8 protein-coding genes are annotated in these 11,966 nt (G+C 49.2%); 4 read left to right on the forward strand and 4 right to left on the reverse strand.

The annotated features are described in order from the left end of the window. The first annotated feature begins 45 nt into the window (after positions 1-45). Positions 46-2,640: a helix-turn-helix domain-containing protein gene (locus tag B147_RS0114360; protein ID WP_020587892.1), complete on the forward strand. Its 2,595-nt coding sequence runs from the start codon at positions 46-48 to the stop codon at positions 2,638-2,640. Between the two features lie 22 nt (positions 2,641-2,662). On the opposite strand, the gene B147_RS0114365 is transcribed toward B147_RS0114360, so the two are convergent. Next, on the reverse strand, positions 2,663-3,001 hold the full coding sequence (locus B147_RS0114365; protein WP_020587893.1) for a hypothetical protein: 339 nt from the start codon (positions 2,999-3,001) through the stop codon (positions 2,663-2,665). Between the two features lie 294 nt (positions 3,002-3,295). On the opposite strand from B147_RS0114365, the gene B147_RS0114370 reads away from it, so the two are divergent. The 3 genes from B147_RS0114370 to B147_RS0114380 all read left to right on the forward strand — a co-directional run bounded on the left by B147_RS0114370 (position 3,296) and on the right by B147_RS0114380 (position 5,987). Continuing rightward, complete coding sequence (locus tag B147_RS0114370; protein WP_157237890.1) at positions 3,296-3,676, forward strand: hypothetical protein; 381 nt, start codon at positions 3,296-3,298, stop codon at positions 3,674-3,676. 125 nt (positions 3,677-3,801) lie between these two features. Beyond that, the gene (locus B147_RS0114375) at positions 3,802-4,530 is read left to right on the forward strand and encodes a Tle-like phospholipase domain-containing protein (protein ID WP_020587895.1); all 729 of its coding nucleotides are present in this window, start codon (positions 3,802-3,804) and stop codon (positions 4,528-4,530) included. Positions 4,531-4,931: 401 nt separating this feature from the next. Further along, complete coding sequence (locus tag B147_RS0114380) at positions 4,932-5,987, forward strand: DUF2278 family protein (protein WP_020587896.1); 1,056 nt, start codon at positions 4,932-4,934, stop codon at positions 5,985-5,987. Between the two features lie 81 nt (positions 5,988-6,068). Here the strand turns inward: B147_RS0114380 and B147_RS0114385 are convergent, their stop codons facing one another. Genes B147_RS0114385 through B147_RS0114395 form a run of 3 tightly spaced genes read right to left on the reverse strand, consistent with a single transcriptional unit; the run spans position 6,069 to position 11,273 of the window. After that, entirely contained in the window at positions 6,069-7,409 is a 1,341-nt protein-coding gene (locus B147_RS0114385) for an L-lactate MFS transporter (protein WP_020587897.1), read from the reverse strand. Further along, complete coding sequence (locus B147_RS30335; protein WP_020587898.1) at positions 7,410-8,534, reverse strand: SWIM zinc finger family protein; 1,125 nt, start codon at positions 8,532-8,534, stop codon at positions 7,410-7,412. Positions 8,535-8,573: 39 nt separating this feature from the next. After that, positions 8,574-11,273 (reverse strand): DEAD/DEAH box helicase, encoded by a 2,700-nt coding sequence (locus B147_RS0114395; RefSeq protein ID WP_020587899.1) that lies wholly within the window; start codon positions 11,271-11,273, stop codon positions 8,574-8,576. Positions 11,274-11,966: the final 693 nt, after the last annotated feature.

An 11,966-nucleotide genomic window follows, 5' to 3' on the forward strand; every position in this document is an offset into this window, starting at 1 on the left:
GGTGCAGTGGACAGGATGTGAATTTTTCTGTTATAAGACAGGATTATGGACACTGCGCAATCCACATTACCTTCCTTTGAAGGCAACAAAAAGATCCAGGCTGCCCGGGCCTTTGTCGGGGAAACCCTGTGCCATATTTATCTGACGGGCAAGGCCGGTACCGGTAAAACTACGTTCCTGAAATCTTTACAGGATTTTTGCCCTAAGCAGTTTATTGTAGCAGCACCCACGGGTGTTGCCGCCGTAAATGCCGGGGGCGTGACCCTGCACTCCTTTTTTCAGATTCCGTTGGGGCCATATCTTCCCGGACAAAGTGATCGACCCCAGGACAACCGGCGGTTTTTCAGGTTCTCAAAGATAAAAAAACAGATTATCAACGGCCTTGATCTGCTGGTGATTGATGAAATTTCCATGGTCCGGGCGGATCTGCTGGATGCCCTGGATGCCGTATTGCGGCGGCTGCGCCGGGATGAGCGGCCCTTTGGCGGCGTTCAACTGCTGCTCATCGGCGACCTGTTTCAATTGCCGCCGGTGACCAAACCCGATGAATGGGATCTTTTGTCCAATTATTATGCGTCTCCCTATTTTTTTTCAAGCCAGGCGTTAAGCCGTTCCGAGTTGGTGACCATAGAACTTGATACCGTTTACCGTCAAACGGATCCTGATTTTATTCGCCTGCTCAATGCCGTACGCGAAAACCGCATGGACAGCCACTGTACAGATATCCTTAACCGGCAGGTGAGGCCCGATCCCCCGGACCAGGGGTATATTACCTTGACCACGCACAATCGAAAGGCTGAATCCATTAATAATCTCAAACTTGCCCGGCTTAGAGAGGAAGCGCACACCTTGACTGCAGAAGTGTCCGGAGATTTCCCCTCTTACGCTTTTCCCACAGGAGAACAGTTGACCCTTAAACCCGGGGCCCAGGTGATGTTTTTGCGCAATGACGCTTCCCCGGATAAAAATTATTTCAACGGCACCATCGGGCAGGTCACCCATGTGGGACGCGAAACCGTAACCGTGGCCTGCCGGGGCAGTGCCGGAAGGTCGGCCGGGGAAAGTGAGTCGGATCTTAAAGAAGGCCCCGTTGTGGAAGTCAAACCGGTGGATTGGGAAAATGTCACATACAAGGTAAACGAGGAAGATAAAACCATCCAACAGGAGGTGGTGGGGACATTCAAACAGTTCCCGTTAAAACTTGCCTGGGCTGTCACCATACACAAAAGCCAGGGCTTAACCTTTGACCGGGCTGTCGTGGATGCCAAAGACGCCTTTGCCCACGGCCAGGTTTATGTGGCCTTGAGCCGCTGTACCGGCCTTGACGGGTTGGTGCTCACCGCCCCTGTGCCGTCCCGCGTTCTGGGCACCGATCCGGTAGTGGTGGAGTTTATGAACCGGACGGCTCCGCCGGATCAGGACCTTGCCGGGATTTTCAGATCCGCCCGGGCCGCCTGCCAGCAGACCCTGGTACTTAAATGCTTTGACTGTTCATGTTTCAGGCGGTTGTTTTTTTATTTTTTGCGCCTGGCAAGGGACAACCGCAATGTGCTGCGCATCCCCGGACTTGGAGAGCCTGCGGAAATGGAATCCCGTGTCCGGGACCAGGTGTTTCAGGTGAGCGATAAATTTCAGATTCAACTGAAACAGTTGATGGCAAATGAGCCGTTGCCGGAGACAAGTGACGTTATTCAGGAGCGGGTGCAAAAAGCAAGTGCCTGGTTCGGCAATACCCTGGATCAGGTGTTTGGCCGTCTGCTTGAAAGAGGTGCCGTGGACACCGACAATGCAGCCCTGGCCAAGCAGGTGCAAAATGCCCTGGACAATTTAAAGCGGGAAGTCCGTGTCAAACAGGCCGGGATTTTGTCCTGTGCCGATGGGTTTTCCACGACCACTTACCTTCGGGCTGTGTCGTCCCAAGCCATGGCTGATGCACCGGGAACTCAGTCTAAAAAGAGTTCCGGTTCATCCACGACAGATTACACCGAACTGGATATTGCCCACCCTGAAATGTTCCAGGTCTTGAAGGAATGGCGGACCCGGACCGCTGCCGCTCAAAATGTAAAAGCATTCCAGGTGGCCCACCAGAAAGTCCTGGTCCAGATCGCCGTCTGCCTGCCCCGGTCGAAAAAAAGCCTGCAAGCCTTGAAAGGAGTGGGCCCGGCCACAGTGGAAAGCTATGGCGAGGAACTGCTGGCCATGGTGGATACCTATTGCAATGAAAAAAAGATCCCGGGCGATGAATCCCCTGAGCCGCGTCCTGTAGAACAGGCCTTAAAGAAAGATGCGGGAACCCGCAGTGATAAAGCTCCAGGAATTGATAAATCCACACCCCAGGCCAACACCCGGGATATCAGCCTGATGCTGTTTAGAGACGGCCTGCCAGTCGACAAGATTGCCGAAGAACGGGGGCTGGCCCCGACCACCATCCAGGGGCACTTATGTTCCTTCATTGCCAAAGGCGAACTGACTGTGGACCAGTTGGTGCCGGACAAAGAAAAACAGACAGCCATCGCGGCTATCGTATCGCCTGACAAAAATCTGAGCCAGATGAAAAGCGAACTGGGTGACGATTATTCCTACGGTGAAATCCGGGCCGTTGTGGCACACCTGGAATATCTTGAATCCAAGGATAGATAAGCTGTATCCCCGGATTGCAAAGTTATGTCAATTGTCTTTGAACAATTGGATTGCCGGAAATGCTTGGGGGGTCGGGGATTTTTAATTTATTCAAGAACTCTAACCCTTCTTCATCAACGCCGACGGCTATTTTAAAGTCCTTTAAGTGCAACGTGAAATAAACAAGGGTGGTGCTGACCGCCACCTTCGGAGAAAGGGCAGGGTACTCTTTGATGGACCGTAAAAGATCCAGATTGAATCCAACCTGGTGTCTTTTAAGAAACCGTTCTTTGAAGTTTGGATCCAGCCAGAGTACATTCTGTTTTTCGTCATAGGCCACCCTGCGGGCCTTGAAGTGTTTCGTGATAAAATAAAGTTGCATCTTCTTATGCTCCACCACTCAATTATTTTAGAATCTTCTGTCACTTATCACAATTTTCAGTTTGTGTCATTTTAGTGGTGGATCCGTATCTATATTCATAGCGAATTATTGAAGCGTCTTAAATGGAGACCTTTACGAATCATCCTGAAAAGTGGTAAGAATTTTCTATTGATATTATAGCGCGTTGAATATTCTTACTTTTTGAATGTTATCCCGGCAGATAAGTGAGTATGAAAGATAAACAGAAACTATAGATCAACTTGTTTGTTAATAAAATTATAAGGTACCTTATTTGTGGACCAGATCAAGAAAATTGAGTTGATAATACAGCTAAGGAACTCAGCACTTACTATGTGGGGCTATCTTATTACCGTTTCATTAGGTGTAACAGCCTATTTAGGTACACAAAACACCCCAATTGAACCCTTTGCCGGTATTGCCTTATTTGTTTTATACTCTTTGTTTGCTATTTCAAACGCTAATGCTTTGTTAACAAATTTTAAAAGCCGAAAAAGTTTAAGTGATTTTGAAAAGGAAAATGATAATGAGGTAATATCAAAATTTATTCAGTTAAATTCATTAGATAATAAATCAATTAAAATCAATATGATTTTCCATTTAATCATTGATGGCTGTGTAATAGCAATGCTTCTATTTAAAACTAATTGGAATTAAACAATAATATAAACAATGCACAATAAGTCGTTCAACATCGTTCCTTCGTCGCTTGGACGCAGCAAACGACGTTGCGCCAGTTTACTCTACGTTGGGCTCATCAAAAATATTTAAAGGAGGTTTCAATGAGTGACAATATTCAAAATATAACCCCAGAGATAGCTGGGGGCATAGCTGTATACGCGATGATGTCTGCTAATGCATATAAGTATAAATCTGGGCGTATACGTTTTGACCTAAAAAAGATAGGGTGGGAACAAGTAGATCTATATGGTGAACCGACTGAAAAACCTACAAAGAAATATAAACTATCTGGATTAGCATATAATATTTATGAAAAAATCGGTACAAACAAAGCAGTCTTTGCTTTTAGGGGGACAGACAGCAAAAATGATTATTTATGGGCAAATTTTTCTGTCCCACCTTTTAATTTTCAGTATCGCCAAGCAAGAAAGGCTGTAAAGAAATACTTATTAGAAAATAGTCATAAAAATGTTGTTGCTACTGGACATTCTCTTGGTGGAGGATTGGCATTAAGTGTGTCTGTCCACCATGGAATTAAAGCATTTACTTTTGATCCATCTCCTCGAGTATTCGATGGGATTGGAGATATGCATGAACCGGCTGAACGAATAATTGTTTATCAAAAAGGTGAAATTCTCAATGCAGTTAGAAAAATTTGGAAAAAAGACAATGAAGTCGTTGAGGAAAAAAATATCTATAAATGTGACTATTCTCAAATTTTTAAAGGTAAAAGCAAGCACCGGGGAGATCTATTGGCCAAAGGGATACTTTTAGACGGGGCCTCTGTTAATCCCGAGCTATACGAGGACTTAGCGTTTGTAGTGAAATAAAATTGCCCAACAATTAAATTCACATTGAAAATTAAAGGTGCGTAGCCTTTATCGGCAGAATTTAAAGGTGTTCGCGCGCCTTTAGTTAGAGGTGATTAACACGTTAGCCGGTGTGAAATGGATCAATGACAAGATCAAATAAAAGCCCATAGTCAAGCATCGTTAAAGGGAATTCGAGTACTGCGGGTAACATTCGGGTATTCATTGACGTGAGTACTCGTTCCTATGCAGCTCTTTGAACCGCCGTCATTGGATTTGGAACGTATCAACCAGCCTGGCGTTGGGCTGAAACGAAATTGAATGTTCTGACAGCATATCATAGAAAGACTTGATATCCTGAGCCATCGTTCATATATGACGATTGTTTTTTTTAGTAACATTAAATAGTTAGGAGAGTCATCATGAAAAATTATGGTGTATTAAAGGGTACGGCCATTGAGTTTAAGCGTGACAGTGACAACTCCCCCCATTCTGAAGTCCTCATGAAGGTCGGAGATGTTCAATACAGGATCGCAATCAATGTCCGCTCAAGTCGCGGTCCGGATTATCAACGCCTGATTGAATACCTGTTAGTACATGATTTCAGCCACCCCGCCCTTGACCATGCCCGAAGGCTCCCCCTTGGATGGAACGATTTGAAAGACGGCGCTGATGACGAGGCCGCACTGGATTACATCCGAAGCAATATGTTCCGGGCCTCTGACATGAAACCTGTCCCCCACCTTAAACCGGGCGCGGACAACGATCTGTTTGAATATATCGAAAACCTCCTGGGGCGGGCGATCAATGATACTGACGCCGTTGTATACGCCTTTGGTGAAAAATGGGGGCCGGAAAACAATAAAAAAGATGCCTATTTCAACTTCCTGCCGGGCAACGGCGTACACATGATTCATATGAATCAGGGCGGCAGCGGGGATAACCATGGGCTCTATCATGACGGGGCGCTGTTCATCGACTTTCCCCACCGTGGAACGGCATCTGCATTGTTTTTAAAATTTCAGAACCAGGTATGGCACACCGATGAAAAAGATTCCACCGCCATTCCCGGTGCGCCTGCTGTTCCGGAAGTGCCGATTCCGGATACCGGCCCGGTAAATCCCTGGCCTGTCATCGCTCCGGATTCACCCTATCAATTGGCACGGATCGTTGCCGCCATGGTAAATCCGGTATCTGATGACACGGGTCATGAATTTGTTACCATTATCAATATATCCGACCAAAAATTGAATCTGGACGGATGGACGATCCTTGACCGGAATGATAAAGCCGAACAGATTACGGGGTCCGTGCTTCCGGGCGAGGCTTTTGTCGCCAGGCTCTCCGGGGCCGGTGCACAATTGTCAAACAAAGGGGGGACCATCACCCTGCTGGATGCAAAGGGCCTGAAAGTCGATGGTGTCGCATATACAAAATCCCAGGCAAAATCACAGGGGATGCCGACTGTTTTCGTCTAAACCAAGATTAGAACGGAAGGCGAAAAGTCATGTAGATTTTGGCCGGGATGGGTTTTGAGAGTGATCCATGCCTATAGAGATTCATTCGCCGGCGGTTTTGTCCTGTGTCAGGGGCTTGGTGGCAAACGGCTTGTCCGACAGGGCCAGGGAAAAGAGGAATCCCGCCGCTAAAAGGATGGCGCCGCCGGCATAGGTATAGACACCCTGGTTCGTTGGAAAACGGTCCCGGATGATGGCGGCCAGTTGTGGCCCAATGATGCCGCCGGCAGACCAGGCGGTGAGAATGGCGCCATAGACTACGGGCATTTGAACCGGTCCGAAAACATCCAAAACAAAAGCCGGCATAGCCCCAAACCCTCCTCCGTAGCAAAGGAGTACGTAGCAGACCAGAGCGCCGAAAACCCAGGGTGATTTGATGAAGATAAGCCCGATAAATACGGCAATCTGGCTGCCCACCAAAAGGCGAAAGGCCTGGGCGCGGCCGATCCTGTCGGAAAGGCTGCCCCAGAAAAAACGACCGACACCATTGAAAATGGAACTGACGGCGATGAGGGTTGCGCCTGCTGCAGCCAAGGCCGCAGTTAAGGCAGCCGGATCAGCATATTTTGCTGTATAGGAATCGCGAAGCAGGCTTTGCATCATGGGCGACTGAAATCCGATGAACATGATTCCCGCTGAAACGTTACAGGTCAGAATCATCCACATCATGAAAAATTTGCCCGACAAGATACACTGGCGCCCTGTTGGGGCGTTGCCGTCTGTTCCCTGTCCCGGGGCTTCATTGGCCGGTGGCGTATAACCCGCCGGCAAAAAGCCTTCCGGAGGATTGGTCAGATTGTAAGCGGCGGGCAGTGTCAGAACGAGCATAACAATTCCGATCCAGAAAAATACCTGGGCCAGATTATTGTTAAAGGCCGTCATGAGAATGGGGGCAATGACCTTGGACATGACCAGGGCACCGAAACCAAAGCCCATGACAACCATGCCGGTAACAAACCCCTTTTTGTCGGGAAACCATTTGGCTGCCGTGGCCACCGGGGTGACGTACCCCAATCCGAGACCTGCGCCGCCGATGAAACCGTAACCGATATAGAGCAGAACCAGGCTGTGGATGCTTAGCGCCAGGGCGGCGACCAGATATCCGGCTCCGAAAAGAGTGCCGCCGGCTATGGCTAATTTTCGAGGCCCTGATTTTGACAATTTCATGCCTCCCCAGGCAGCGGCCAGGCCCAGACAGCAGATGGCCGTACTGAAGGTCCAGGCAACCTGGCTGTTGCTCCAGCCATAGGTGCTGACCAGGGGTTTTTGGAAGAAGCTCCAGGCGTAAACCGTGCCCAGGCAAACCTGCAGCAGGGTTCCAAAGATTGCGATTCTCCAGCGGTTAGGGGAGTTACAGCTATCATTCATTTTTCTTCGTTTCAATCAGGACTCCTTTCTTTTACCGATAATTTCTTCCGGCCTGACCCATTTATAAACACCCCTTGATACCCTTTCCAGCTTACCTTTTCTTAGAAGGCCGGACAGGATATTTCTAACCTTTTGCGGATCCATGTCCGATTTCTCAATGACTTCGGCAGCCGTTGTATGGCTTTTTGTCCGTCGCTTAAACAGGGTTTCAATGTCGGCGGCAGTTTTGATTTTTGCGGAAGCGGTTTTCCGTGCCGTATCAGCGGGCCGGGAGGATTTGTTTTTGGCCTTTGCAGCCTTTGGGCGACCAGATTTTACTTTCCCAACCCTTGATTTTCCGGGTTTGGCGGATGCTTTACCGGCTGGTTTGGTCTTTGCCGGCGGCAAGGGTGGCGATCCGTCCTGGTCAACCATATCAAGATCTATGCCGAACATATCCGACAGATTTTGGCTTTCTTGATCAATGATTCTTGAGGATTTTTTGCCAGATCTGATCAGAAGGTCTTTTTTGGTCTCTTTGACGGTTTCGGCCACCAGGTCGTTGACCTTTGCTTTTCTTAATACGAAGAAGAGACCCGGGTCCTGGTCCAGGCGAGCACCGATCCCATACAGTACGGCGGCCACATGTTTGCACATGACTGCCCAGTCCGGGCAGGAGCAATCCAGTTCAATCTCTTTGGGAGAGGGGAAAAGGCCTTTGCCTTTCTGGGTAAACAGGTCGCCAAGTGCCTTGGGGAATTTTCCGGCCATCAGTTGCTTGATGCTATCCATTTTTCCCTTGCACTCATTTTTGATGTGCTGCCATTGTTTTGGGGGGATAGGTTTAATGGTGACGGTGACCCGGTAGGGAGTGCTGGTGCTTCCCATGACCAGGCCGGAGACTTTGCCGGGCTGGATCTGAAGGTCCAGAACCGCCCCGTGCCGGACATAGCTGCGGCCCCGGCCGATCCGGTTGGCATAATCGGCGTACCGTTCCAGGTTTTTGTTCCAGGCTTTGCCCCACCAGGTTTTTGCAAGGGCCTGGCCCTCAATGACCACGGGCTGAATCCCGGGGTTTTTCTTTTTTAAGGCCGCAAGCTTTTTTTCAGCTTTTGCCCGTTTTTCTGCCACGCTTACGTATTTGGGGTACCCGTAATACATTGTTGGATTCCTTTTGCCTTTAAATCTTTATCTGCCGCCTTATTCCGGCAAGGAGAGTTGAAACAGATCGAGCAGGTCTTTATCATTCATTTCCGTGATCAGGCCTTCGGCGGACGGGGTGACTACCTGGTCGGCCAGGGCCTGTTTCTCGTTGATCATCAAATCAATCTTTTCCTCAATGGTGCCCCGGGTGACAAATTTATGCACCAAAACTTTTTTTGTCTGCCCGATACGGAATGCTCTGTCCGTGGCCTGGTTTTCCACGGCCGGATTCCACCATCTGTCAAAATGGACCACATGGTTGGCCCGGGTCAGGTTCAGGCCCACGCCCCCGGCCTTTAACGACAGCACCATAAAGGGGCAATAGGCATTGTCCTGGAATGTTTGTATCAGTTTTTTACGTTTTGCAACAGGCACAGATCCGTGGAGCACGAGTCCCGGGTGATGGAAAATGGTTTCAAGAAAGGCCCGTAAAGGCTCTGTCATCTCTTTAAACTGGGTAAATACGAGAACCCGTTCCCGTTTTTCATAAACGGTTTCACAGATACTGCCCAGGCGCATGAATTTCCCGCTGTGGGTGGCCTTGAAATCCCCGGAGCCTGTGATCTGGTCCGGGTGGTTGCACAATTGTTTGAACCGGAGAAGAAAGGAGAGCACCAGGCCTTTTCGCTGGATGCCCTCGGAGGTTTCAATGGCCCGTTTCAGGTCCTTGACCGCTTTTTTGTATAGCACCACCTGCTTGGGGCTTAAATCGGCAAATACCTTCATCTCCACCTTGTCCGGCAGGTCTTTGATCACGGTCTTATCGGTTTTCAGGCGGCGCAGGATATAAGGAAAGATCATCTGTCTCAGCCTGGCATATCCGTTGGGATTATCTTTCAGGGTTTTGGCAAAATCGGAAAATTCCTTTTTATTGCCTAAAAGCCCGGGATTTAAAAAATCAAACAAGGACCACAAGTCCGACAGCCGGTTTTCCACAGGCGTACCGGTCATGATGATTCTGTGGGCCGCAGGCAGGGCTTTGACGGCCCGGGTCTGCTGGGTGCCTGGGTTCTTAATGGCCTGGGCCTCGTCCAGGATCAGGCAATGCCAGGAATACTTGGCAAGCCAGGCGTATTTTTTCACCAGGGTGTAGCTGGTGATGACCAGGTCCAGGCGGTTCAGCTGAGTTTTGGTCAGCTTGAATTCCTTGTTTTTCTTAGCCTTGTCGGGCTGTGGATTCGATGATGTAAAACCGGGGTGGGCCACACAGGTTTTAAGACTGGGCAGAAACCGGTTGATTTCCGACTGCCAGTTTGAAATCAAAGAGGCCGGCACCACCAGAAGCGTTGCCGGGCGTTTATGGTTTGAAGGAAAAGTGCTCAGCCATGCCAGGATCTGGACGGTTTTTCCCAACCCCATATCATCTGCCAGACAGGCCCCGAATCCGTAGGAAACCAAAAAATTCAGCCAGTCTACGCCCTTTGACTGGTAGGGCCGCAGTTTTGCCTTGAAGCCTTTGCCCGGTGCCACCGGATCAACCTGCTCCGGGTGGGTCATCTTTTCCAGTACGGATGTCAGCCATGTGCCGTTGGATACACAGACATCCACCTGTTCGTCATCGCCGTGGCTGAGCATTTTTTCCGGAGCCAACCGGGCCCGCATGGCGGTTCCCAGGGTCATGCCCGGGGCGGCCAGATCCTCAATCCGGTCGCAGGCTTTCAGGGCCTGTCTCAGCTTTTCCGGGTCTACGGCCACCCATTTGTTTTTGATAAACGCCAGGCCCTGGGTCTGTTCCAGGATGGTTTCAACCTCCTGCCTGGACAATTCCAGATCGCCCAATCCTACACTGACCTTGAAATCAAGTATGGCATCCAGCCCGGCCAAGGACGGTTTTTTGTCCCCCATGGAGATGGTCACCCGGGGGGTGGAAGCGGTTGGTTTCCACCAGTCCGGGATCCGGCAGAGCACACCGCAAGCCTCATAATCCGGGATCTCTTTTAGAAAGGCAAACGCCTCATCCCCATCCCAGGCCAGGGGATGGAACAACTCGCCGGATTCAACGAGATCCGCCACGATCCGGCTTTTCTCAGCCGCTTTGTACACCGTGGATAAAAGGGTTAAAAGCTCATCATCGTCATGGGTTTCAATGGCATGTTTCAGGGGCAGGTGCTTGGGTTTTCCATTGGCCCCCATGCCTGCCGAATAGGTGGCCATAAAGGCAAAGGGCAGATTTGAATTTTTATTTTCCACCAGATGGAAAAACACCCGGCCTGCCGGATGAAGATCTGGGTTTTTTTCCCGGAAATAGTCGCTGACCCGGCCCTTGAATTTTTCAATGTCACGGGAAAACGCCTCATTGAACCCCTGCCACAGCCCCTCCAGCATGCCGACGGTTACATATTCGGAACCGGCCATCAGGGGGCAGGCTGAAATAAAATCGCTGACAAGCCCCGGTGGTACGCCGATGACAGCGTCCTGCCTCAGGGTTTCAAGTTCTGCAGTTTTTAACAATTCCCGGACAAAACAGCGGGAAAACCGCAGGAAATAGTCCAGGGAGGCTGAAAAATCTATAGGAAATTGTTTGAACCCCAGGTCGTACAGCCAGTCGCCTTTTCGATTTTCAGCGCTTTGAGCAATTTCTTCCAGGCGCTGTACCTGGTCCGGGTGGGGCGTGCCTTTTACCATTTCCCATTCAAGCACCAATGCTTGGTCCGGCATGACCGAAATAACCGGTTGTTCTTTAGTTCTGTCCGTCAATTCATTTTATCTCCGCCATCGTCATTCTCCGGCGCAGATATATCAAATCCTTAGATTAACAACAAGGGATGCCGTGGTGCGGGCAATCGCCATCATATAGGGCAACATTCTGTATTATATTGAAAACCTTTGCGAATCATCTCCGATAATGGTAAGAATTCTTCCATTAACATTCTATAAAATTGTAGCGGGTTGGATATTCATACTTTTTGAATGTTATCCCGTTAGATAAATGAGAATGAAAGATAAACAGAAACCACAGATCTACTTGTTCGCTTAAAAAAAATGGACATGAATTGGCTGAATGAAGCCGAGATCGAAAAAACAAAAAGGACTTTGAACCAGATTTTATGAAAAATAGGCTGCTTGATACGTGGTCAATAAAGGAAGGCTATAGGCTTATTGATACTTTTTCATAAACCCTTACCAAGTTTGTTCAAAGTATGCAGCTTTATCGGCTTCGAGAAACATTTTCATAGGGCCTTCCGAAGGGGTTTGGGCTCTTTGACTGATGGATGTAGTTTGGAACGGTTTGAAAAATATTCTTGGCAAGGCCGAGCAGCGTACAGAGCTTTGAACATTATACAAGCGAATCGGGATAGGACTCCCCATCACTGAGGAGCCCTCCCACACCACCCGGCATACGGATCTCGTACCAGGGCGGTTCGGCTGATTTTATGAATCAGTTCCCAG

This window comes from Desulfobacter curvatus DSM 3379 (assembly GCF_000373985.1).
In the GTDB taxonomy this organism is placed as follows: domain Bacteria; phylum Desulfobacterota; class Desulfobacteria; order Desulfobacterales; family Desulfobacteraceae; genus Desulfobacter; species Desulfobacter curvatus.

Bases quoted from the DNA above. Each gene is read 5' to 3' on its own strand.
- B147_RS0114360 (WP_020587892.1), top strand. From the start codon at position 46: ATGGACACTGCGCAATCCACATTACCTTCCTTTGAAGGCAACAAAAAG.
- B147_RS0114365 (WP_020587893.1), bottom strand. From the start codon at position 3,001: ATGCAACTTTATTTTATCACGAAACACTTCAAGGCCCGCAGGGTGGCC.
- B147_RS30335 (WP_020587898.1), bottom strand. From the start codon at position 8,534: ATGTATTACGGGTACCCCAAATACGTAAGCGTGGCAGAAAAACGGGCA.
- B147_RS0114380 (WP_020587896.1), top strand. From the start codon at position 4,932: ATGAAAAATTATGGTGTATTAAAGGGTACGGCCATTGAGTTTAAGCGT.
- B147_RS0114375 (WP_020587895.1), top strand. From the start codon at position 3,802: ATGAGTGACAATATTCAAAATATAACCCCAGAGATAGCTGGGGGCATA.